18 protein-coding genes and 1 riboswitch are annotated in these 21,711 nt (G+C 66.3%); of the genes, 5 read left to right on the top strand and 13 right to left on the bottom strand.

Annotation, left to right across the window (positions count from 1 at the left end):
• Positions 1-43 precede the first annotated feature (43 nt).
• From PQT43_RS30170 to PQT43_RS30160, 3 genes are read left to right on the top strand one after another with little or no spacing between them, the layout of a single operon-like run.
• Positions 44-712, top strand: coding sequence for an ABC transporter ATP-binding protein (locus tag PQT43_RS30170; RefSeq protein WP_102880331.1), 669 nt, complete (start codon positions 44-46; stop codon positions 710-712).
• A 1-nt stretch (position 713) separates the two neighbouring features.
• Entirely contained in the window at positions 714-3,194 is a 2,481-nt protein-coding gene (locus tag PQT43_RS30165) for an FtsX-like permease family protein (RefSeq protein WP_272755464.1), read from the top strand.
• Positions 3,184-4,260, top strand: coding sequence for a lipocalin-like domain-containing protein (locus PQT43_RS30160; protein WP_272755463.1), 1,077 nt, complete (start codon positions 3,184-3,186; stop codon positions 4,258-4,260). The genes PQT43_RS30165 and PQT43_RS30160 overlap by 11 nt, the downstream gene beginning before the upstream one ends.
• Before the next feature lie 358 nt (positions 4,261-4,618).
• On the opposite strand, the gene PQT43_RS30155 is transcribed toward PQT43_RS30160, so the two are convergent.
• Positions 4,619-5,005 carry a hypothetical protein gene (locus tag PQT43_RS30155; RefSeq protein ID WP_265074562.1) on the bottom strand — a complete coding sequence of 129 codons (387 nt, stop codon included), beginning with the start codon at positions 5,003-5,005 and terminating at the stop codon, positions 4,619-4,621.
• A gap of 202 nt (positions 5,006-5,207) precedes the next feature.
• Here PQT43_RS30155 and PQT43_RS30150 point away from each other — a divergent pair, with 202 nt between their 5' ends.
• Positions 5,208-5,564, top strand: coding sequence for a hypothetical protein (locus PQT43_RS30150; RefSeq protein WP_272755462.1), 357 nt, complete (start codon positions 5,208-5,210; stop codon positions 5,562-5,564).
• A 15-nt stretch (positions 5,565-5,579) separates the two neighbouring features.
• Here the strand turns inward: PQT43_RS30150 and PQT43_RS30145 are convergent, their stop codons facing one another.
• Both PQT43_RS30145 and hglS read right to left on the bottom strand, forming a co-directional pair.
• Complete coding sequence (locus tag PQT43_RS30145) at positions 5,580-6,986, bottom strand: FAD-binding oxidoreductase (RefSeq protein ID WP_272755460.1); 1,407 nt, start codon at positions 6,984-6,986, stop codon at positions 5,580-5,582.
• 146 nt (positions 6,987-7,132) lie between these two features.
• Complete coding sequence (gene hglS, locus PQT43_RS30140) at positions 7,133-8,527, bottom strand: 2-oxoadipate dioxygenase/decarboxylase HglS (protein ID WP_170004664.1); 1,395 nt, start codon at positions 8,525-8,527, stop codon at positions 7,133-7,135.
• Positions 8,528-8,833: 306 nt separating this feature from the next.
• Between hglS and PQT43_RS30135 the strand changes: the two genes are divergently transcribed.
• Positions 8,834-9,916: a diguanylate cyclase gene (locus PQT43_RS30135; protein ID WP_253085786.1), complete on the top strand. Its 1,083-nt coding sequence runs from the start codon at positions 8,834-8,836 to the stop codon at positions 9,914-9,916.
• Between the two features lie 88 nt (positions 9,917-10,004).
• Here the strand turns inward: PQT43_RS30135 and PQT43_RS30130 are convergent, their stop codons facing one another.
• From PQT43_RS30130 to PQT43_RS30085, 10 genes are all read right to left on the bottom strand, one after another.
• Complete coding sequence (locus PQT43_RS30130; protein WP_267269759.1) at positions 10,005-10,928, bottom strand: ABC transporter substrate-binding protein; 924 nt, start codon at positions 10,926-10,928, stop codon at positions 10,005-10,007.
• Positions 10,921-11,673 carry a (2Fe-2S) ferredoxin domain-containing protein gene (locus PQT43_RS30125; protein ID WP_123392901.1) on the bottom strand — a complete coding sequence of 251 codons (753 nt, stop codon included), beginning with the start codon at positions 11,671-11,673 and terminating at the stop codon, positions 10,921-10,923. Before PQT43_RS30125 ends, PQT43_RS30130 begins: the two co-directional genes overlap by 8 nt.
• Positions 11,674-11,684: 11 nt before the next feature.
• Positions 11,685-13,661, bottom strand: coding sequence for a TonB-dependent receptor plug domain-containing protein (locus tag PQT43_RS30120; RefSeq protein ID WP_267269760.1), 1,977 nt, complete (start codon positions 13,659-13,661; stop codon positions 11,685-11,687).
• A 98-nt stretch (positions 13,662-13,759) separates the two neighbouring features.
• A riboswitch (cobalamin riboswitch) is annotated at positions 13,760-13,962 on the bottom strand.
• A 33-nt stretch (positions 13,963-13,995) separates the two neighbouring features.
• Positions 13,996-15,069, bottom strand: a complete 1,074-nt coding sequence (locus PQT43_RS30115) for an arginine N-succinyltransferase (RefSeq protein WP_272755459.1) — start codon at positions 15,067-15,069, stop codon at positions 13,996-13,998.
• A 49-nt stretch (positions 15,070-15,118) separates the two neighbouring features.
• The gene (locus tag PQT43_RS30110; protein ID WP_272755458.1) at positions 15,119-16,135 is read right to left on the bottom strand and encodes an arginine N-succinyltransferase; all 1,017 of its coding nucleotides are present in this window, start codon (positions 16,133-16,135) and stop codon (positions 15,119-15,121) included.
• A 175-nt stretch (positions 16,136-16,310) separates the two neighbouring features.
• Positions 16,311-17,660 carry an APC family permease gene (locus PQT43_RS30105; RefSeq protein ID WP_102880344.1) on the bottom strand — a complete coding sequence of 450 codons (1,350 nt, stop codon included), beginning with the start codon at positions 17,658-17,660 and terminating at the stop codon, positions 16,311-16,313.
• A gap of 184 nt (positions 17,661-17,844) precedes the next feature.
• Complete coding sequence (locus PQT43_RS30100) at positions 17,845-18,597, bottom strand: N-formylglutamate amidohydrolase (protein WP_265074568.1); 753 nt, start codon at positions 18,595-18,597, stop codon at positions 17,845-17,847.
• Positions 18,581-19,936 (bottom strand): glutamine synthetase family protein, encoded by a 1,356-nt coding sequence (locus PQT43_RS30095; RefSeq protein WP_272755456.1) that lies wholly within the window; start codon positions 19,934-19,936, stop codon positions 18,581-18,583. Before PQT43_RS30095 ends, PQT43_RS30100 begins: the two co-directional genes overlap by 17 nt.
• Positions 19,933-20,577 (bottom strand): isochorismatase family cysteine hydrolase, encoded by a 645-nt coding sequence (locus PQT43_RS30090; RefSeq protein ID WP_102861852.1) that lies wholly within the window; start codon positions 20,575-20,577, stop codon positions 19,933-19,935. Before PQT43_RS30090 ends, PQT43_RS30095 begins: the two co-directional genes overlap by 4 nt.
• Before the next feature lie 2 nt (positions 20,578-20,579).
• Positions 20,580-21,434: a MurR/RpiR family transcriptional regulator gene (locus PQT43_RS30085; RefSeq protein WP_102861851.1), complete on the bottom strand. Its 855-nt coding sequence runs from the start codon at positions 21,432-21,434 to the stop codon at positions 20,580-20,582.
• Between the last annotated feature and the right edge of the window lie 277 nt (positions 21,435-21,711).

The raw sequence follows: 21,711 nt of genomic DNA, 5'->3' as shown, positions 1-21,711 counted from the left end.
CGGGTTATCCTTGGTTCCCCTCTCAGGTCGGACGAATCAGCCCATGCTGCAAGTACAAGGAGTGTTCAAGAGCTACCCCACGCCCCAGGGCCCGCTGGCGGTGCTGCAGGGTGTGGATCTGCACCTGGGGCAGGGCAGCAGCCTGGCGCTGATGGGCGAGTCGGGCAGCGGCAAGAGCACCCTGCTGCATTTGGTGGCGGGGCTGGACAAGGTCGATCGCGGCAGCATCCGCATTGGCGAGTACGGCCTGGAGCAGATGAACGAACACCAGCTGGCCAACTGGCGGCGCACTGAAGTGGGCCTGGTGTTCCAGCAGTTCAACCTGATCAGCAGCCTGCGGGTAGAAGACAACCTGGGCTTTCAGGCGCGCCTGGCCGGGCGCTTCGATCCGCTGTGGCAGGCGCAACTGGTGGAGCGCCTGGGCCTGGGGGATTTGCTGCGGCGTTACCCGGAGCAGCTCTCCGGCGGTCAGCAGCAACGGGTCGCCCTGGGCCGGGCCCTGGCTGCGAAACCCGGATTGCTGCTGGCGGACGAACCCACCGGCAGCCTCGACGAGGCCACCAGCGACGAGGTGTTGCAGCTGTTGCTGGAGCTACTGGCGGACAGCCCCACCAGCTTGTTGATGGTCACCCATAGCCAGCGGGTGGCCAGCCGCCTGCAACAGACGGTGGTGCTGCAACGCGGTCGTCTGGCCGACCCGGTCGGGGCTTGAGATGGGGGTCTTTGTCACAGCGATGCAGGCGCTGCTGAGCCACTGGCGCCGGCATCCGGTGCAGTTTTTCAGTGTGCTCACCGGACTCTGGCTGGCCACCAGCTTGTTGACTGGGGTCCTGGCCCTCAACAGTCAGGCTCGGGACAGTTATGCCCGGGCCAGCCAGTTGATCGGCGGCGAGCCCCAGGCCAGCCTGGGCAGCGCCAGTGGTGCGAGTTTTTCCCAGCAGGGGTTCGTCGAGCTGCGCCGTGCCGGCTGGCCGGTGTCGCCGGTGCTCCAGGGGCGGGTGCAGCTCAAGGATCACCCCGACCAGCCCCTGCAAGTGATGGGCATCGAGCCGTTATCGCTGCCCGCCGGTTCCGCGGTGGCCGGGCAGGCCCTGGCGCTGCAACAGATGGTCGAGTTCTTCAGTGCGCCGGGCACCACCTGGGTTGCACCGCAGACCCTGGCCAGCCTGGGCTTGCAAGAGGGCGAGCAACCCCAGGCAGTCAATGGCCAGCGCTTGCCGCCGCTGCGGGTGCAGGCGGACATGGCCCCGGGGCTGCTGTTGATGGACATCGGTTTTGCCCAGCAGGTGCTCGGCCAGCCCGGGCAGTTGAGCCGCTTGTTGCTGCCCAGGGACTTTGCCGCCCAGGCACCGCCACTGCCGGCGCAACTGGCGGGGCAACTGGTGCTGCGCCAGGGGGAAGCAGAGGGCGATCTGGCGCGCCTGACCGAAAGCTTTCACCTGAACCTGGATGCCTTGGGGTTCCTGTCCTTTGTGGTGGGGCTGTTTATCGTGCACGCCGCCATTGGCCTGGCCCTGGAGCAGCGCCGCGGCTTGCTGCGCACCCTGCGGGCCTGTGGGGTCAGCGCGCGGCTGCTGATTGCCTGCCTGATCGTCGAGCTGGGAGGGCTGGCGCTGTTGGGCGGTGTGGCTGGCGTGGTCAGCGGCTACCTGCTGGCCGGGGTGTTGCTGCCGGACGTGGCCGCCAGCTTGCGGGGCTTGTATGGCGCGCAAGTGGCGGGGCAGTTGAGCCTGAGTCCCTGGTGGTGGTTGAGCGGCATCGGCCTCAGTCTGCTGGGGGCCTTGCTGGCCGGTGGCGCCAGTCTGTTGCGGGCGGCGCGCCTGCCGTTGCTGGCCCTGGCCAATCCCCAGGCCTGGCATCAGGCCCATGCCCACTGGTTGCGGCGCCAGGGCTGGATGGCTTGCCTGGCGCTTTTGGTGGCCCTGGCGGCGTGGCGCTGGGGCGACAGCCTGGCCAGCGGTTTCGTGCTGCTGGCGTCTTTGCTGCTGGCGGCAGCCCTGGGCTTGCCGGTGCTGCTCAATGCCGTGCTGGGCCGCTTGCTGGGGCACAGTCGCGGGGTGCTGGGGCAATGGTTTCTCGCCGATAGTCGGCAGCAGTTGCCGGCCCTGAGCCTGGCCTTGATGGCCCTGCTGCTGGCCCTGGCGGCGAACATTGGCGCCGGCAGCATGACTGCCGGTTTTCGCCAGACCTTCAACGACTGGCTGGAGCAGCGCCTGAGCGCCGAGCTCTACCTCAACCCGCAAAGCCCCAAACAGGCCGGGCAACTGCTGGACTGGCTGCCGCGCCAGCCCCAGGTGGCGGCGGTGCTGCCCAGCTGGCAGGTGGCGTTGCAGGTTCAGGGCTGGCCGGCGGACCTGTACGGGGTGATCGACCATCCCAGCTATCGCCAGCATTGGCCGTTGCTGGAGGCCCAGGGGGCCGATCCCTGGGCGCAGTTGGCGGCGCACGACAGCGTGATGCTCAGCGAACAGTTGGCCCGTCGGCTCAAGGTGCGCCTGGGGGATCGCCTGGAACTGCCGGTGCCGGCAGGGCACTGGGCGCCCCAGGTGGTGGGGATCTATGCCGACTACGGCAATCCCAAGGGGCACTTGCTGGTGAATGTGCAGCACCTGCTGGCGCATTGGCCGCAGTTGGCGCCGAACCGTTTCAACCTGCGGCTTGCGCCGGAGGCGGTTGCGCCGCTGATCGGCGCCTTGCAACAGCAGTTTCAGCTGGATGACAGCCGGATCATCGATCAGGCCCGGCTCAAGGGGTGGTCGCTGCAGGTCTTCGAGCGCACCTTCGCCGCCACCGCCGCCCTCAATAGCCTGACCCTAGGGGTGTCCGGGGTGGCACTGTTCATCAGCCTGCTGACCCAGAGCCAGAGCCGCCTGGGCCAGTTGGCGCCGCTCTGGGCCCTGGGGGTGGGCCGACGCCAGTTGATGCTGCTGAACCTCGGGCAGACCTGGCTGCTGGCGGTGCTCACCCTGATACTGGCGTTGCCCCTGGGGATTGTCCTGGCCGGGTGCCTGAACAGCGTGATCAATGTCCAGGCCTTTGGCTGGAGCCTGCCATTGCGGGTGTTTCCAGGGCAGATCCTGCAACTGCTGGGCTTGGCCATGCTGGCCACCCTGGCGGCCTCGGCCTGGCCGCTGTTGAAGCTGTACCGTGCACAACCGGCGGATTTGCTGAGGACCTTTGCCCATGAAGATTGATTGCCGGTGGCTGTCGCTGCTGTTTCTGCTCCTGGCCGGCTGCGACCAGGACGCCGCGGCGCCCCAGGGTTTTGCCGGGCTGGGCAACGAGGCCTCGGCCTTTGCCCCGGTGGTGCCGGGGCGCACCTTCAGCTTTCCTGCCGATCATGGCCCACACGACGGTTTTCGCATCGAGTGGTGGTACCTGACGGCCAACCTGAAGGACGCTCAAGGTCGGCAATTCGGTGTGCAATGGACGCTGTTTCGCAGTGCGTTGCGGGCCGCGCCCGAGCAGCCCGGCTGGGGCGCACCGCTGGTCTGGCTGGGGCACGCGGCGGTCACTTCGGCCAGCCGTCACCATGCCGCCGAGCGTTATGCCCGGGGCGGGGTGGGGCAGGCCGGGGTCACGGCGCAGCCGTTCCAGGCCTGGATCGATGACTGGCGCTTCACCAGCCTGTCCAGCGGGGACAATCCCCTGGCACGGATGCAGGTGCAGGCCAGCGGGCCGGGGTTCGCCTATCAGTTGCAACTGTCCAGCAGCCAGCCGCTGGTGCTGCAGGGCGCGGGCGGTTACAGCCGCAAGTCGGACCAGGGGCAGGCGTCCTATTACTACAGCCAGCCGTTCTTCCAGGCGTCGGGGCAGTTGCAGATCGACGGCCAACGCTATGAGGTCAGCGGCCCGGCCTGGCTCGATCGGGAGTGGAGCAGCCAACCCCTGGCCGCCGATCAGACTGGTTGGGACTGGTTCTCCCTGCACCTGGACAGCGGTGAGCGGTTGATGCTGTTCCGGGTGCGGGAGAACCATCGCGCGCCTTACATCACCGGCACCTGGATCAATCTCGATGGCAGCACCCAGAGCCTGGGGCGCGAGCAGATCCAGATGACGGCGCTGGAGGAGGCCCAGGTCGAGGGGCGGCGCCTGCCGATCGCCTGGCAACTGAAAATCCCCGATAAGAAACTGGACATCAGAACCCGGGCCTTGAATCCCCAGTCGTGGATGAAACTGAGCATTCCCTATTGGGAGGGGCCGATCACCCTGGAGGGCAGCCACACCGGCAGCGGTTATCTGGAGATGACCGGGTATTGAGGGGGGCTGCAGGACAGCCCCGCGGGCCAGGGTCGATGGGGCTGAACTGAGGGGCGAGCCGGCGGCGAGGGTGACGGATCACCCTGGTGTCCAGTTTTATTCAGAATCCACCCACGGATTTTCCCCTTCAGTTGCACTAGAATGCCAATCGTTCGCCCGGTGCAAGGGCTCTTTACCGGTGCATGGATTGCCAAGGCCAGAGCACTGGGCGAACACCCTCCCGGAGTAATGTCCTGCGAACGCCAGGTTGTGTAACTGTCGCGTCCGGCGACGTTCGAGCCCTTGAAAGGCGCTCAGCCACCCCTTCAAACACCCCCCTGCGGGTTTCCCGCGCTGCACCGTGGTTCGTCGTGGGCGCTCAAAGCGCGATGGGCTGCAGGTTGATCTGGCGGGCGCGCAGGCTGACCCACTGCGGCAGGCGCTCGGGGCCACCCCGCAGGGACAGGAGGATGATCGAGGGGCCTACTGCCAGGGCTGCGACGCCATCCTCATCGACCTGAACCAGGCGCCCGTTGACCTGCAAGGCACCCTGGTCCCAATGCAGGCGGAACGGGCCCTGGGCACAGGGCTCCAGGTTGTCATTCCAGCTGAACTCGTCCTCCAGGCTCAGTTCCACTTCGTAGTCGTGCCCGACCCTCGGCGAGGGGCCCAGCCATTGGCCGCGGCCCTCGCCGAAGGCACAGCAGAAGCCGACGCAGAGGTCTTGCGCCGCAGTGAGGCGGATGTCCGTCAGGGTGATACGCATGCCAGGGTGTCTCGATAGAGTTGAAGTGGCGCCAAGCCGCTTGCACGGTTGCCGCGCCGGGCAAGGCTGAAGGCTCTGCCGGCGTCTGGCAAGTGCCTGCGGTTTTTCATTGCGCAGTCGCGGGGCCTTCAACAAAATGGCCGACTGCTCCGCGGGACCGCTCGCGGAGGTGGATGGAAGTGGAGATCCTGGATTGATCTGGTTGAAGCGTTTTCTCATGTCGATCGGCGCACTGACGCTGATACTGGTTGCCCTCGGGATTGCCTGGACGAGCCTTTTCAAAGAAGCCGTGCACACATTGCCGGAACATCCCCGGGCCCAGTGGCAGGGCGGCGTCGATGGTGGGCACTACGTTGAAGTCACCCGCAGCGAAGCGCCTTACTACTTCGTCCAGGTCCGTTATGAAAGCGGCGGCTTGTGGTCCGAGGGCTGGCTGCGGCATGAGCACGGCGACGGTGCTCCGTTCAGCGCCGCCGACGTGATCGCCTTTGACGGCGACGGGGTGATTTTCCTTCAGCAACGCAAGGTGCTGGCCGGCGACAAGTCCGGGGCCCGTTGAGCCCCGGGGCGTGACCTATTTGCCCTGGTTGTCGCTGCCGTAGGCGTCCCACAGCTTGTTGCGAAACTTGTTGTGTGGATCGACCCGCGCCTTGAGTGCGAGAAATTCCCCGGCCCGCGGATAGGCCGCCCGAAACTGCTGCGCGGTGGCGTGGATCTGATACGGCAGGTAATAGCTGCCGCCGCGCTTGATCGCGCTGTCCACCAGGGCCCGGGTCCATTCCCGCACTTCGTCCCGTTCCGCCACTGCCGTGCTCTGCTGGTAATACAGCACCAGGGCGAACACGTCAGTCTTGGCCCAGGCCAGTAAGGTGCCGGGGTCGGCCTTGGCGTGGCGGATGGACAGGTTGATCACGTTGACCCTGTGCGCCCGCAGGGTCGCGCCCATCTCCTGGACGAAACTCTCCAGCTGGTCGGTGGGCACGAAGTATTCCTGCAGCACGTAGGTGCGCTTGCTCCGGGAGTCGGGCTCCAGTTCGCGCACGTCGAGGCTGGCCTCGTGGTTGCGCCAGGAGACTTGGGGTTTCTTCAGCACTAGGGGGTCGATCACCTCCTGGCGCAGGGCCTTGCCCCCGGGCCATTGGCTCACCACTTTCAGGGCTTTCTGTTCTTTCCAGTAGTTTTGGTCCAGGGGCGTGAGGCGTTCCTTGACCGTTAGCGGCAGGTCGGTCTGGCTGTAGGACACTGCGCGCAGGGTCTGGTACTGGTCGGGGTAGAGCACGGCGTTATGCAGGATGACCTTGGGGTTGTGTTCGATCCGGTCGAGGAAGTAGGAGCGGTAGTCGCCCAGGGGCATTTCTTCGAAGTTGCGCAGCAGGCGCACGTTGTCACTCAGGCGCAAGGTGGCTTCGACTATCACCCCGAGGCCGCCGTAGCCGCCGATGGCGCCGTAGAACAGGTCGGCGTTGCTGTGCGGGCTGGCCTCGACCACTTGGCCGTCGGCCAGCACCAGCTTGATGGATTTGACCGAGGTCACCAGCGGCCCATAGCCGACATAGCGGCCATGGGCGTTGACGCTCAGGGCGCCGCCGACGGTGAAATTGGCGTAGCTCTGCATGATGCTCACGGACAGATCGTAGGGGTCGATGAAACTCTGCAGGGCGCGCCAGGTGATGCCGGGCTGCACGGTGATTTCCTTGTGCTCGCGGGAGAAACCGAGCACCCGGTCGAAGCCGCGCATATCGATCTGCAAGGCATGCTCGGTGGCAGTCTGGCCGCCCATGCTGTAGCGCCCGCCGCCGATGGCGATGGGGCCGGGGTGTTCGGCCACCCGTTTGACGATCTGCTCCAGGGTGGTGGGCCGGGCCACCTGATCCACCACGATGGGGTTGAGCTGGGTGATGTCGTTGACGGTTTCTGCTGCGTGGGTGCTCAGCGTGGCGCCGAGGGCGCAGCATAAAAACAGGCCGGTCGCGAATCTCATGTCGCCGTGTCCATCCTTGGTGGTGGCGCGCCGCGGGCTCGGGCGCAAGTGCCGGCAGAATAGCGTTCCGGCCAGGCCATGACCATGGGGCAAAACGACGAGGGGGGAATCCGGCACCGACCCGCAAGGCCGATGCCGGACAGGGCTTAGAGCGCTGGCAGGCCCAGGCTGGCTGCGCATTGCTCCAGGGAGCGCTGCTGGGTCTGGGCGTAGAGCTGCAACTCATCCAGGGTGGCGCGGCCCAGGGCCGTTTCGAAGGCCTGGCGGTTGGAGTGTGCGGCGTAGTGGCTCTGGCTGTCGTCCCCCAGGTTGGACTGGAAGATCCCGGCGGCGCTCACCGGCAGGAAGTCCTCATACACCAGGGGTTCGGCCCGCAGGTGCCCGGCGGCCAGCAACGCTGACAAGGTGGTGGGCCGCTGGGGCTGGTGGCGCGCCGCCAGCCCGGCGTCGCTGACGAAGTAGCGGAAGTAGGCCAGGCCCTGTTCACGCATGGCGTCGTGGTTGTCGGGGAACTCGTCGAAATGCGCCTGCATCAGCTGGTTGTAGCGCTGGGCATTGCTCTCGCTGGGGAAGTCGCCCAGGGCGTCGCGGGCCGCATTCAGCAGGCGGTCGTAGAGGGCCCGGCCCTTGGGTGTCAGTGCCGCGCCGCGTTGCTCGATCTCGCCGAAGCGGGCGCTGTGGCTGCCCTGGGGCAGGTCCTGATCGGTGAAGGCCACCCGTTCCTCCAGGGCCTTGAAGCTGGTCTGGCGCAGCAGGATCGGGCACGCCCGGCGTGGCGGGCCCTCGATCACCGCCTTGGGGGTGATGCCGTGCTCGGGCATCAGCCGTTGCACTTCATCGATGTCCAGGGTGCGTGGGGTCAGGTGGTTGATGTGCGGGCCCTTGAACGCCACCACGTCGGCGATCAGCCGGTGCTGGGCACTGAGACTGGCGTACTGGGCGGCGGTCACCGTGGCGTGGTGGTGCCAGCGGAAGGTCTCCAGGGCTTCCTGAATGAAGCGTTGGGCATCGTGCTCATCCAGGCCGCCTTGGGCGTGGGCCTGTTCGATCAGTTCCAGCACCTTGGGGGTGAAGATCGAGCGTTGGGCCAGCACCTGTTCGGCAAAGCGCCGCAGTTCGGGGTTGTCGATCAGTTCCAGGCGCAGCAACGAGGTGAAGACCCGGAACGGGCTGACGTGCAGGGCCTCTTCGTGCACCGCGCGAAAGGCCGTGGAGTGCACCGGCACCCCGGCCGGGGTCAGGTCGTAGTAGCCCACCGGCTGCATGCCCATGACCGCGAACAGCCGGGCCAGGGTCGCCAGCTCGGCGGCGCTGCCGACACGGATGGCGCCGTGGCGCTCCAGGTCCAGGCGCTGCAGTTCGCCGCTGTGCTGCAAGTGCCGGGCAATGGCCGGCTGCTGTTCCAGGACCTGGGCATTGACCTGGGCCACCAGCGCCATCAGGGCGCCGTAGAGGGGCACCTCCTCACGGTACATATCCGACATGGCCCGGGAAAATCCCTGGCGGATCAGATCAGGACTGACGAAGTGCTGGTTGCTCATGGACAAGGTTCCCGTGGCAGTGGATCGAGGCATGAAAAGGGCGGGGCGTCCTGATTCTGCTGGGGCCTGCCGGGGCTGACAAACGAAGTTTCCTCTGAACTTCATTCTGCAAATGAATGCATGGCGTGCGGCTTGCTCCGGTTTGCGCAAGCCTGGAGGTTGACCGCCGCAGATTCCCGCCGTGCGGGCCCGCCCGGCCCGGGCCGGGCGTGTACACTGATGGCGCGTTGAGCTCATGCTGATAGACGTTCACCGGTTGATGGCTAGCCGCTCGATCCACTTTTTCCATCGCTGGACGGAGGCGACTTGGCCCCTGCGCAGTACACCAGAGGGAAGGGACTGTCACTGGCCAGGAGGCTCTACACCTCGCGCACCCTGGGCCTGGCCCTGGGCTTTTTCTGCGTCGCCACGGGCATGTCGCCGCTGCAACCGGCGCCCTGGGTCTGGGGCTTGATGCTGTTCAACGCCTTTGTCTGGCCGCACCTGGCCTATCAGTGGGCCCGATGGTCCCAGGTGCCGTTTCGCGCCGAGTACCGCAACCTGTTGGTGGACTCCTTGCTGGGCGGGTTCTGGGTCGCGGCCATGCAGTTCAATCCGCTGCCGCTGGTCACCACCCTGGGGATGATGGCGATGAACAACATCGCCCTGGGCGGGGTGCGTTTTTTTCTTGCCGGCTGTGGGGCCCAGGTTCTGGGCATTGGCGTCGGCCTGGGGGTGTTCGGGCTGTCGTTCACTCCCCTGACCACGCCGCAGCAGTTGTATGCCTGCCTGCCGATGCTGACTCTGTACCCGATGGCGCTGGGCTACATCTGTTACCAGCAAGCGGCGACCCTGGGCCGGCACAAGCGCGAGCTGCTGGCCCTGAGTCGCACCGACAGCCTGACCGGGCTGCTCAACCACGGGGCCTGGAAGGACCAGTTGGAGATCGAGTTCCAGCGTTGCCAGCGCCAGGCCCATGGTGGCGCCATCGCCCTGATCGACATCGATCACTTCAAGGCCATCAACGACACCTACGGCCATGTGGCCGGGGATGTGGTGCTGCGCCAGTTGAGCAAGCTCCTCCGGCAGAACCTGCGGGCCAGCGATCAGGCCGGGCGTTATGGCGGTGATGAGTTCTGCGTGATCCTGCCGGACGTGCCGCTGGAGCACGCCGCCGATCTGATGGAGGCGCTGCGCGGGCGCTTCGCGGCCCTGGGCTACGAACAGAATCCGGCGTTGCAGGTGAGCCTGAGCATTGGCCTGGCGGCGTTCAACCCCATGCACGAGGACGCCATGGATTGGTTGAACGATGCCGATCAGGCCCTGTATGCCGCCAAGACCGCTGGTCGCAACAACGTCACCTGCCATCCACCGGAGCGGCCTTCGCGCCGGGTGTTGAATCCTCTGTAGTACCTGCCTCTTGTCGGGCTTGCCCGTGAAGGCGTCGGGTGGCGCGTCGCGGCGGTTGGCGGTGCTCGCTTCGCCGGCAAGCCTTCGCCTACGGGGGAGCAGGGTGCAGGCGCCGCGCCAGTTCCAGCGCGGTGCGGCCGCTGGCGATGCCCGGCACCAGTTGGGCGAAGGGGATGTCGATCAGCCGCTCCTCGCGCACCGCCCGCAACCGCGACAGCACCGGGTCACGCTGCAGCAACTGGCGTTTGCGCGTGGCCGGTGACCACAGGGCGTCTGCCAGGAGCAGCACGTCCGGGTCGTTGCTCAGCAGGGTTTCGCTGTCGACCGTCAGGCGCGGGCGGTCGATGGCGGCGAAGCTGTTGCGGGCGCCGGCGGCTTGCAGCAGTACCCCGACAAAACCGCGCTGGCCCTGGCTGGCGAGGCCGTTGACCTCGCTGTCCAGGTAGAACACCGCGGGCGTGTCGCGGCCCCGGTACAAGGCTGCTGCCGCGGCAAGGTCAGCCTCCATGGCCGCGATCAGTTGCTCGGCCCGGGCTGGCTGCTGCAACAGCCGGCCCAGGGTCCGCAGGTCGCGACGGATATGCCCGAAGTAGTCCTCATCATGCCCGGCGCAGGCCGACTCCAGCAGGTAGCTGGCGATGCCGATGCGCCCCAGACGCTCCCGGGAGCTGAAGTTATCGGGAAACGCCGAAGCGAAGCCGCCCACCACCAAGTCGGGCTTCAGGCTGTAGAGCACCTCCGCCGACGGGTATTGCCGGGCGATCACCGGCACGCCGTGGTACTGCCCCTGGGCCTGGGCCTGGGCCTGACTGTCGTCATCCAGGTAGGCGACGCCGATCATCGACGGCCCGGCGCCCAGGGCCAGCAGCAGGTCGGCGCTGTGCTGGTTGAGGGCCACGATGCGCCGGGGAGGGTCCTCGACGGTCCAGGTCTTGGCGCAGTTGTCGTAGCTGGCCGCCAGGGCCGGGACGGTCGCCAGCCATAGCAGGAGGCCGAGGATCTTCCTAGGCATCCGCCACCCCCGCATACGGCGAAGGGATCAGCAGATCCTGCACCGGCTCACCTGCCAGCAGATGCCCCTGCACCAGACGCACGACCTGGCTGTCGTCGCTGACCCGGTACCAGCAGCCATCGGGGTGCACGGTCAGCACCGGCCCCAGGTTGCAGGGGAACTGGCAGGCGGTGCGGGTCAGCAGCACGCCGCCGGGGGTTTCCATGTGCTCAAGGCGCAGCAGTTCACGGCGCAGGGTCTTCCACAGCGCCAGGGCACCGCGGCGCACGCAGCGCGGGCCGGTGCACAGGAACACCTGCCGGGCATGGGGTGGCACCCGCGACCAGTCCGGGTCGCTGGCCACGGCGTTGACCTGATCGCAGGGCAGGTGCCGCTCGTGCTGGGCGATGCTGGCGCAGGCCAGCGCTGCATCCAGCCCGCGACGGCCCAGGGCCTGGGCGGTGATCCACAGCTGCGGCGCCTGGGGATGGGCCCGGGCCAGGCGTCCCAGTTCATCGCGCAGCCAGTCCAGGTAAGCGCTGTCGGAGCTGGGCTCCAGGTCCACCACCAGCAGCGCCGCGCCGTCCTCGGGCAAGGGCTCCTCCAGGGCGGCCCAGAGGCTGTCGAAGCCGTCCAGGGTGTCGATCACCCGGGTGCCGGCGTCCTCGTTGCGCAGCGCCTTGAGCTCGCGGCGAAAGGCTTCGCCCAGGGTGCCGCCGTGCAGGCCGGGGCCGACGAACAGCACCCGTTGATAGTCCTTGTGCATGTCGTTGGGCCTCAGAAGCGGTAGGTGTAGCGCACTTCGCTGGTAAAGGGCCGGCCGAGGTTGTCCACCGCCGGCGCGCTGCTGGTCATGCTGGTGGTGTAGTCGCGGTCGAACAGGTTCTCCACCAGCAGGCTCAGGCGATGTTGCTGGGCCCTGTCGAGGTAGCGATAGGCATCGGCGTCCACCACCGAGTAGTGGCCGTAGTCGACCTTCTTTGCGCTGTCGATCTGGCCGATGTAGCGGATCGCGCCTCCCACCCCCCACTGACCATCCTCGGACTCGTAGCCCAGTCGCGAGCGGGCGAAGAAGCCGGGAATGTTGCTCAGGGTTACGCCGTTGCGCGACGCCAGCAGATTGCGGGTCAGGTCCGCCGAGAGGTTCCATCGCGGGCTGAACTGCCAGCGGCCGTCGACCTCCATGCCGCGCACCTTGATCCGCCCCTGGCCATTGACCCAGTGGATGCCATCGAGGGCAATCAGGTCGTCGATCTTGCGCTGGAAGGCCGTGACGCTGGCGTTGAACTCGCCGGCCAGCAGGCTGCCCTTGTAGTCCAGGCCGAGCTCGGCATTCAGGCTCTTTTCCGGCTTGAGGTTGCGGTTGCCTTGTTCGTAGTCCTCGTTGACGAACAACTGCTCGGCGTTGGGCAGCTTGAAGGCGCTGCCGTACTGGCCGCGCAGTTGCCAATGGGCATTGAGGTCGTACAGGGAGGTGAGCATGCCCACGGTGGCGCTCTCGCCGCCGCTCATCTTCTCGTGGCGGATGCCCAGGCTCGGGTGCCAGTCGGGCAGCGCCGCGAACACCGGGCGCAACTGGGTGTACAGGGCATTGGCCTGGGCCTGGTTATTGTCGATCTTGAGCACATCGTCCTGGCCCTTGAACCACTGGTTGTCGGTGCCGAACACCAGCACATGGCCGCCGTCCAGCTCGGCCTTGCCTTCGGCTTGCACGCCCCAGTCGGTGAAGCCCCAGTAGTCGTTGCGGTTTTTGCTCACCAGGCTGCCGTCTTTCAGGCTGTCGATCTTGGTGTAGCGCGTGTCCCAGTCGTTGACATGGCCCTTGACGAAGTAGCTGAAACGCTCGCTCAGGCGCTGCTCGAAGGTCGCGGTGGCGATCTGCTGGACGCGGTCGTTGGTGGTCTTCTGGTTGTTCACCGGGCGGGCGAAATCCAGGTTGGCATCGCTGTACTGGTAGAACAGTTCCAGGCGCGAATCGTCGGCGAAGCCCTGGATCGCCTTGGCGCCGAAGGTGGTCACTTCATAGCCGCGTTTCTTGTCCCGGGTGCTGGCGCTGTAGGCGCTGTTGCGATAGGGCTGGTAGCCATCGGAGACGTTGTGGCTGACATAGGCCAGCAGGCCCAGATCGCCCAAGCCATTGCTGAGGATGCGCTCCACCCGGGCATCGCCGCTTTGCCCCATGAAGCTGTCCAGGCCCAGGTTGACCTCGCCGGAGGTGTCGCGGGTCTGGGGGCTGCGGGTGACGATGTTGATCACCCCGGACACCGCCTGGGTGCCGAACAGCAGGCTCTGGCCGCCCTTGAGCACTTCGATGCGTTCGATGGCATTGGCCGGCAAGGTGTCCAGGTACAGGCCGCCGTACAGACGGTTGTTCAGGCGTACGCCGTCCAGCAGGATCAGGGTGTCGTCGTTGCGGCCCCCCAGCAGGGAATAGGTGCCGTAGTCGAAGGGGCCGTTTTTCGGCGCGACGTAGAGGCCGGGTACGTACATCTGCAGCACTCGGGTGATGTCGCTGCTGGGGCCGGCGCGTTCGATCTGCTGGCGGTCGATGATCTCCACCTTGCTGCCGTACCGGGCCATTTCGGCCACCGTGGTGGACTCCACCGAAGGGGCGGAAACCCATTGTCGTTCCAGTGTCAGGGGAGTGTCATCCGCCAGCAGCAGGGGGCTGAACAGGCAGCCGAGCAGGGCACCGCTCAGGGGGCGCCGAGGTGCACGCCAGTCGCATGCAAGGAAGGTGTCAGTTGTTGTCATTCTTGGTCTTCTCGAAAGTGACTTCGGGAAGCACGCAGGAGAAGGTATCGGCCACAGGCACGCGACCATACCGGCCCATGCCCGCCCACCGCAGGATTGCCAAACAGACGTTTCAGGCCGGTCTCCGGGCTTGCGAGTCTGGCGGCATTCGCCTTCCCATACCGTGGGTACAGTGGCGTGTTGAATGCAGCACTCGCTTACCGTTGCGGGGGCAGCACCGGACTGGCCCTGAAAGGGCGCACCGGTTTCCCGTTTCACCTCATGCACGGCGGCATGAGGCACCTGAAACTGGGCGGCATATGAACATTCGCCCCGGCGTTCGTCAATCTCGTGGCTACAGGGGCAGGGCGGCGTCCGGCGCGAGGGCGGTCCCGGATTGGCCCTGAGGCCGCGCCGGGCAGGCCAACAGTGGCACGGCGCGTACCGAGTCCCCTGGCTGCAGTTGCAGGCGCTTGGCGGTCAGGCGGTCCACCAGCAGGCAGCCTGAAACCAGGCGCCCGGGGGCGGCGGTGATGCGGCAGTTTTCCAGGCGGCGGTTGTGAATCAGCCACACCGGCGCCTGTTCGTCCGGGCGGCCCACCAGCAAGGGCAGGGTCTGGCTTTCGCGCACGCTGCGGATCTTCGCCACTTCGGCCTCGATCAGCGGCCCGCCGTCGAAGATATCGATGCAGCCCTGATGGCTGAAGCCTTCGTCGCGCAGGATGTTCACCGCCTGCTCGGTGCTCTGGTGGGCCTGGCCGATGGCCGCCTGGGCCTGTGGGCTGAGCAGGCAGGTGTACAGCGGCTGGCGCGGCATCAGTTCGGCGATGAAGGATTTGCTGCCATGGCTGGACAGGCGATTGGCCTGCTGGAAGTCCATCTTGAAAAAGTGTCGGCCCAGGCTGTCCCAGAACGGCGAGCAGCCCTGGCTGTCGAGCTGGCCACGCAATTCGGCCACCAGCTTGTCGCCGAACAGCGTCGGGTGCTCGGCGACGAACAGCAAGCGTGCAGTGGACAGCAGGCGGCCGGTGTAGCCCTGGCGCTGGTCGCGGCGCAGGAACAGCGAACACAGCTGGGATTGCCCGGTCATCTCGTTGCACAGGAACAGGGTCGGGATCTCTTTGTCGATACCCAGCCCCGGGGCTCTGCCACGGGTGATGCCGACCCGGTAGTTGTAGCAAGGCTCGCGCAGGCCGATGGCGCCGCTCAGGCCGCAGATGCCGATGATTTGCTGGTCGTCGTCCTCCAGCACGAACAGGTAGTCGGCATCGGCCCGTTCCACCCGGCTGGCGAAGGTGCGCTGGGCCCAGCGCAAGCGATGGGCCAGGCGCTCGGGGTCGGTGGAGAGGTTGTTCAACTCGCGACAGCTGCCCTCCAGCAAAGCCAGCACGCCGGGCAGATCGGTGACGCGGATCGGACGGACGATCATCGGTGCACTCCTTGCAACAGTCCCGGGCAGCGCAGAAGCGGCGGGCCACTCATAACGCGATTCCCCGCACCGGTTCGCCCGGTGTCACTTGCAGGGCCTGGAGCATCGAAGGGTCGAGCCCGACCACATCGCCCGGGGCTTCATCCAGGGGCGCGACAATGGCGCGAAATCCCTGCAGTCGGTCATTGCTCAGCAACCAGTGGCGACCCTGGCCACTCTGGGGGCTGAGGTAGCTGGTCGCGACCCGGCTCTGAACGATCGAGCGTAGCTGGTTATTGCGGGCCTGCAGGGTCGGCCCGGCATCGAACAGGTCCACATACTGGGTAGGCGCGAAGCCCTCGTCGATCAGGATGTCGCAGGCCTCCCGCGCATCGGGGTGAATCCGTCCGATGCAGTCCTGGGCCGACGGCGGCAGCATCGGGATGTACAACGGGTACTGGGGCATGAGTTCGGCCAGAAAGCCCCGGCCCTGAAGGGCGCACAGGCGTTCGGCCTCGATGTAGGGCAGGTCGAAGAAGTGCTGGCCCACCGCCTCCCAGAACGGCGACTCGCCGGCGGCGTTGCTGTAGCCGACGATCTCGCTGATGGTGCTCTCGGCAAAGCGCTGGGGGTGAGCGGCCATGAACAGCAGCCGCGCCCGGGACGTCAGTTGCGCCAGGGGCGTGCCCGACAACGCCGGGTCCACGTGGAAGCTGCGCAGCAGGGTCTGCTCGCTGAGGTCTTGGCACAGGGACAGGGTCTGCACGCCGTGTTCGATGTTCAGCTCCCGGGAGCTGCTGATGAAGGGACGGTTGCGCAGGCTGTAGAACGGCGCGGCAAAGCCCGCCGTGGCAAGAATGTCGGAACAGCCGTGGAGCAGGCCGCTGTCTGGGTCCTCGAGCACCAGAAAGTAGTTCTCCGGGCCCTGGCTGGCCTCGGTCTTGGCAAAGGACGCCAGGGAATCGAGGATCCTTTCCCGCAGGTAGGTTTCGTCATCCACCAGGGACGTTACGCCCAGCAGGCGTTCGCGGGCCAGGCGCAGCAGTTGGGGCAGATCGAATAACGCCACGGGACGCAAAGCCAGCATGGGTGCACTCCTGTATCAAGGGCCGCTCGCCCCGGGGGGCGAACATGGGCCAGACATCACTGTCGGTTACCACGCAGTTCCACGGCCGCGGCATCCGGCGGCCTGTCCCCGGGCGGCTCTTGGCGGCTGCCTCGGGGGGGAAGCGCGACGCCATCCGGCGCCGCAGGTAAGTCACTTAGGGTTTGAGCGGATCGGGCAGGGCGGCACCGCTGCCCAGCTTGTTCAGCAGGAACAGGTAGACCAGCCCGGCGGCTATCCAGATGGCGCCGAGCTTCTGCGCATCCACGCCCATGTTGTACATGATGGCGCTGACGATCACGAAGCCGATCACCGGGCAGATCAGGTGGCGGATCACCTGGCCGGACTTCTGCCGGCGCCAGTAGAAATTGATCACGGTGATGTGCAGCAGCATGAAGCCGCTCAGGGCGCCGAAGTTGACCAGTGAGGTCAGGGTGTCCACCGAGTTGATGAACAGGTAGCAGATCAGCAGCGACAGCACCGCCACCAGGTAGATGCTGATGTGCGGGGTATTGTGTTTCGGGTGGACCTTGGCCAGCACCTTGGGCAGCTTGCCGTCCCGGGCCATGCCGAACAGCAGGCGCGACACTGCGGCTTGCGAGGTGATGGCCACCGCCACGCCCCAGGCCAGCGCCGTGGCCACCCCGGTGAGGGTCGCCAGCCAGCTGCCGGCGGCCAGTTCGGCGATCTCGTAGAAGGCGGTGTCGGCGGACTTGAAGCCCATGCCGGCGGCCAGGTCCGTGGCGATCCAGGTCTGCACCACGAAGATCGCCCCCATCACCACCAGCGTGATCAGGGCGGCGCGACCGACGCTGCGGCCCGGGTCGCCCTTGACCTCTTCGGCCAGGGTCGAGATGGCGTCAAAGCCCAGGAACGACAGCACCGCAATCGAGACGCCCTGCATCAGCATGCCGAAGTGGAAGTGTTCCGGGCTGTACAGCGGCGCCAGGGTCAGTTGGCCGTTGCCGGTGCCGCCGTGCAGGGCGTTCCAGGCGTAGAACAGGAAGATCCCCAGGACCACCAGTTGCGCCAGCAGGAACAGGATGTTCATCCGCGCAGTGAAGGTGATGCCCCGCAGGTTGACGAAGGTGGCGCTGACCAGGAACGCCAGGATAAAGCCGACCTTGGGCACTTCCGGGTACAGGTGGTTGAGGGCCATGGCCGCGTAGACGTAGAGCAGCGGTGGGATCAGCAGGTAGTCCAGGAGCATCAGCCAGCCGGCGAGAAAGCCGACATGGGGATTGAGGCCGCGCTGGGCATAGGAGTAGACCGAGCCGGCGATGGGGAAGGCGCGGGCCATGGCGCCGTAGCTCAGGGCGGTGAAGACCATCGCCACCATGCCGATGATGTAGGCCAGGGGCACCATGCCCGGGGCTTCCTGGTTGACGTAGCCATAGACCCCGAACGGGGCGATGGGGATCATGAAAATCATCCCGTAGACCACCAGGTCGCGCAGGCTCAGCCCGCGCTTGAGTTCCTGTTTGTAGCCGAATTCTTCAATCTCCATGAAGCAGTTCTCCTTGTAGCCAATGTAAGTGGGCGCATCCGGCGGCGAGGGTCGTCATTGACGCCTCGCGCGCCGGTCTGTGTTTGAACCTGGCAGGGTTAAAGACACACCACAGCGGTTTTTCTTGTTGTTGTTCCTGTCCTGCAAACAGCCTTTGTTGCGTTCAAGCGTCTTTCAACCTCCGTTACAGCAGTGGCGCCAGACAGTCGCTCCAGTGCTGCACCGCTTCAGGGCTGCGCAACAGGTCGTTGCGCACCTCGATCAGTACCGACTCCAGGCCCCGGGCATCACCGTGCACCGGCACGGTCATGTCGCTCAAGGGGTCGATTTCATAAGGCTGGTTGCCCGCCACCTTTATCGGCAGGGTCCACAAACCTTCCAGTATCCGCGCCGCGTAGGCCGTGGCGTTGCCATACAGCACGCCGACTTCCAGCGCGCGTGGCTGGCTGTAGTACACCGGGGTGAAGCTGTGAATCCCCACCACTCGTACCTCGCGCCCCTCGGCCAGGCGCCGGTCGATGATCCGCTGCAGACGCTGGTGGAACGGCGTGAACAGCTGCTGGCGGCGGTACTCGCGGGTGGCCTCGTCCAGGTGCTGGTTGCCCGGCACCTGATAGATCTCGCTTTGCAGCGGGATGCTGTCGGGGGCGTGGCGCGGCCGGTTCAGGTCGATCAGCAGGCGCGAATAGTTGGCCGCGATCAGGGTCGCGCCCAGGGCCTGGGACAGGCTCTGGGCCAGTTCCAGGGCGCCCGGGTCCCAGGCGATATGCTCGCGGGCCGCCACCGGGTCCAGGCCCAGGTCGTGCAGGGCCGGTGGAATGTAGTGGCTGGCGTGTTCGCACACCAGGATCAGCGGATGCGTGGAGTCTTCGCGGAACAGGCGATAGGCCGGCTCGGTATAGAAACCGTGCTCGGCTGATTTAGTACAGGTGTCCATAGTGCTCACAGAGATCGGCAGCGGTCAGGTGCTCGGTCAGGGACACTTCCTTTTGTTTGACGGCGAAATAGGTGCTCAGCAGCTCCGGCGGCAGGGTCTGCAGCAACTCCGTGTTGCTGCGCAGGCAGTCCAGGGCCTGGGTCAGGTTGCCGGGCAGGGGCACGATGCCGCTGGCCAGGCGCTGTTCGATGCTCAGCTCATCGGGGACCTTGTCGGTCATTGCGTTGAGCGGCAGCTTCTGTTCAAGGCCCAGGCGTCCGGCGATCAGGATCACGGCCATGGCCAGGTGTGGCGATGCGGTGGCATCCAGGGCGCGGAATTCCAGGTTGTACTGCGGCGCCACGGGCTTGCCGCCGATGTCCACGGTGGGGCAGATGCGCAGCGACGCTTCGCGGTTGCGCAGGCCCAGGCAGGCGTAGGAGGCGCTCCAGTGATGGGGTTGCAGGCGTTCGTAGGACAGCGGCGTCGGCGCGGTGAAGGCGCACAGTGCCGGCAGGTGCTTGAGCACCCCGGCGGCCCAGTGCTGGCCCAGCCGTGACAGGTCGTCGCCGCGGACCGCCAGGGGATCGTAGAGCAGTGGCGTGCCGTCCAGGTCTTGCAGGCTCAGGTGCAGGTGCACCCCGTTGCACACGGCGTCCGCCGCGGTCTTGGGGGCGAAGCTGACCCGTTGCCCCAGCTGCCGGGCCACCTCCCGGGTGATCTCGCGCACGTTCACCGCGCGGTCGGCGGCGGCCAGGCCCTGGGTCGGGCGGCAGGTGATCTCGTATTGCTGCTTGCCGTATTCGGGGAGGAACATTTCCGGTTCGACACCGGCCGCCCGCAATGCCGCCAGCAGCCAGCCACCGAAGGCCGCGCCCTGGCGCTGGGCCTCCAGGGAGAAGGCCAGGTGCTCGCGCTGAGCGGCGCCGCTGTCGAGGTTGAACTCGTGCTCGAAGGCGGCGGTGATCTGGATGCCCAGCTCACGGTAGCGCTCGACCTCGTTGCGCAGCAGGGTGCGCGGGCAGGCGGCCCAGGGCTGGCCATCGGTCTGGCAGATATCGGCGTGAATGTAGTCCAGGGGCGCGGCCGTGGCATCCGGACCGGCGCCGACAGTGACCCGGCTGTCCAGGTCGGGTATCAGCCGCAGGTCGCCATAGGCGCCCCAGGGGTTGTCCTCGGCGATCAGGTCCTGGGGCGTCAGGGCGCTGTTGGCCGGCACCCAGCCGCAGCCGCCGATCCGGTAGCGCTCCAGCTCGTCGCTGGGAAAGGAGCGGCCCCGGGTGACGCCGATCAAATCGGTGGTGACGATGCTGGTCATGGCCAGTGGCGTCAGGGCCTCGATGCCCTGGCCGCGGCTCATCCGCGGATCTCCCGCAGGCGGCCGAGCACGGTCTGGGTATCGGTGATCCAGCAGTAGCCCTTGATCGCATTCAGGCAGGCCTGGTGCCGAGTATCGCTGTAGGTGGCGCAGGCGTCCTCGACCAGGGTCACCAGGTAGCCGCGGTCGGCGGCGTCGCGCACGGCCATGTCCACGCACTGGTCGGTGACGATCCCGGCGACGATCAGGTGCCGGGTTTCCAGGTTGCGCAGCACGTAGTCGATGTTGGTGGAGTTGAACACCCCGGAAGAGGTCTTGGGCAGGACGATCTCGTTTTCCACCGGTGCCAGTTCGTCGATGATCGCCGCCTGGGGGCTGCCCTTGGGCAGGTGCATGTCCGACAGCTTGTGGTCCAGGGAGCGGTCACGGCCGTCGGCGGTCAGGCTTTCGATAATGGTGTGCAGCACGTTCTGCCGTGCTTCGCGCACTGCGGCCAGCAGGCGTTGCTGGTTGGGGATCACCTGCTCCCGGGCACGCTTGAGAAAGGCCTCGCCCTCGGGGCCTTGCAGGTGCGGGTCGAACTGCGGTTCGAGCCAGGCGCGCTGCATGTCCACCAGCAGCAGGGCCGTGTGATCGACGACGAAGGGCAAGTCCCGGGGCGAACGGTGGGGCAGGCTGAACATCCTTATTTCTCCTCCAGCACATGGGTATCAAATTGCGCCCGCAGGGCGTCGATGCCCTCCAGGCGTTGATCAAGATCGGCGCTGCGCGGGGTCAGGCAGGCGATCAGCGCCTCGACCTGGGCCAGCGCCGGCACCAGGGTGTCGAATGGCGACAGGGACTCCACCGGGGCACTGATGATCAGGTCCGCCAGCTCCCGCAGCGGCGAGGCATAGATATCGGTGAACAGCACCACCCGGGCGTTGCGCGCCTTGGCTGCGCTGGCCACCCGCAGGGCCTGGGACTGATAGCGGCGGTAGTCGAACAGCAGCACCACGTCCTGGCGCTGCAGATCGAACAGGCGGTCCGGCAGTTGCGCGTTGTCTTCAAGAAAGAAACAGCCCGGGCGCATCAACCGCAGGTGGTTGAGCAGGTAGTGGGCGAGGAAGCTGCTGAAGCGTCCGCCAAAGCAGTACAGCTGATGACGGCTGTCCAGCAGCCAGTCCATGAGTACGCGGATGTCTTCGGGCTGGGTCAGGGACTGGGTGTCGTGCAGGGCGCGCTGGCTGTCCGCCAGGTAGCGGCTCCAGGTATCGCCCTGGGCCACTTGTGAGCGTGGGCGCAGCAGGGTGCTGGGGGAGCGCAGGCGGTCGTCCATGTCGCTGAGCAGGGCTTCCTGGAATTCGCCGTAGCCGCTGAAGCCGAGTTTCTTCACCAACCGTACGATGGTCGGGTCGCTGACCCCGGCGTGTTCCGCCAGGCGTGACATCGGCCCCAATCCGTTGCGCGGGTAGTGGTCGAGCAGGGCGCGCACGACTTTGCGCTCTGAAGGCGTCAGGTCGAGGGCGGGGTCGGTGATCAGGTCTCGGAGAGAGGGCATCGGGGTGCCTTGGAAGCTGAATGTCGTTTTTGTTTCATAAAATGGCTAAATGATATTTATGTAATGGACGTTACATGTCTAGTGAAATTTGCGTGGGTGGTGAAATGCTCTGAAATGGGGCGGGGCGGGGCGGGGCGGGGCGGGGGTGGGGTGGAGTTGAGGCGTGGGGGGGGGACATATCCGTTGCTGCGGTAACGGCTACTTATGGTTTCGCTCTTACAGCCATCCCTTTCAAGGTCTTTGGAAAAAGCCCCAAAGCATGATCATTTTTTGACCA

The organism is Pseudomonas sp. BLCC-B112 (assembly GCF_028550695.1).
GTDB lineage: Bacteria > Pseudomonadota > Gammaproteobacteria > Pseudomonadales > Pseudomonadaceae > Aquipseudomonas > Aquipseudomonas danubii.
The sequence above is the reverse complement of the archived record's forward strand: the minus strand, read 5'-3'. Positions and strand labels throughout refer to the sequence as shown.

Excerpts from the sequence above, each read along its gene's own strand:
- PQT43_RS30170 (WP_102880331.1), top strand. The coding sequence starts at position 44 with ATGCTGCAAGTACAAGGAGTGTTCAAGAGCTACCCCACGCCCCAGGGC.
- PQT43_RS30165 (WP_272755464.1), top strand. The coding sequence starts at position 714 with ATGGGGGTCTTTGTCACAGCGATGCAGGCGCTGCTGAGCCACTGGCGC.
- PQT43_RS30160 (WP_272755463.1), top strand. The coding sequence starts at position 3,184 with ATGAAGATTGATTGCCGGTGGCTGTCGCTGCTGTTTCTGCTCCTGGCC.
- PQT43_RS30155 (WP_265074562.1), bottom strand. The coding sequence starts at position 5,005 with ATGCGTATCACCCTGACGGACATCCGCCTCACTGCGGCGCAAGACCTC.
- PQT43_RS30145 (WP_272755460.1), bottom strand. The coding sequence starts at position 6,986 with ATGAGATTCGCGACCGGCCTGTTTTTATGCTGCGCCCTCGGCGCCACG.
- hglS (WP_170004664.1), bottom strand. The coding sequence starts at position 8,527 with ATGAGCAACCAGCACTTCGTCAGTCCTGATCTGATCCGCCAGGGATTT.
- PQT43_RS30130 (WP_267269759.1), bottom strand. The coding sequence starts at position 10,928 with ATGCCTAGGAAGATCCTCGGCCTCCTGCTATGGCTGGCGACCGTCCCG.
- PQT43_RS30125 (WP_123392901.1), bottom strand. The coding sequence starts at position 11,673 with ATGCACAAGGACTATCAACGGGTGCTGTTCGTCGGCCCCGGCCTGCAC.
- PQT43_RS30120 (WP_267269760.1), bottom strand. The coding sequence starts at position 13,661 with ATGACAACAACTGACACCTTCCTTGCATGCGACTGGCGTGCACCTCGG.
- PQT43_RS30115 (WP_272755459.1), bottom strand. The coding sequence starts at position 15,069 with ATGATCGTCCGTCCGATCCGCGTCACCGATCTGCCCGGCGTGCTGGCT.
- PQT43_RS30110 (WP_272755458.1), bottom strand. The coding sequence starts at position 16,135 with ATGCTGGCTTTGCGTCCCGTGGCGTTATTCGATCTGCCCCAACTGCTG.
- PQT43_RS30105 (WP_102880344.1), bottom strand. The coding sequence starts at position 17,660 with ATGGAGATTGAAGAATTCGGCTACAAACAGGAACTCAAGCGCGGGCTG.
- PQT43_RS30100 (WP_265074568.1), bottom strand. The coding sequence starts at position 18,597 with ATGGACACCTGTACTAAATCAGCCGAGCACGGTTTCTATACCGAGCCG.
- PQT43_RS30095 (WP_272755456.1), bottom strand. The coding sequence starts at position 19,936 with ATGAGCCGCGGCCAGGGCATCGAGGCCCTGACGCCACTGGCCATGACC.
- PQT43_RS30090 (WP_102861852.1), bottom strand. The coding sequence starts at position 20,577 with ATGTTCAGCCTGCCCCACCGTTCGCCCCGGGACTTGCCCTTCGTCGTC.
- PQT43_RS30085 (WP_102861851.1), bottom strand. The coding sequence starts at position 21,434 with ATGCCCTCTCTCCGAGACCTGATCACCGACCCCGCCCTCGACCTGACG.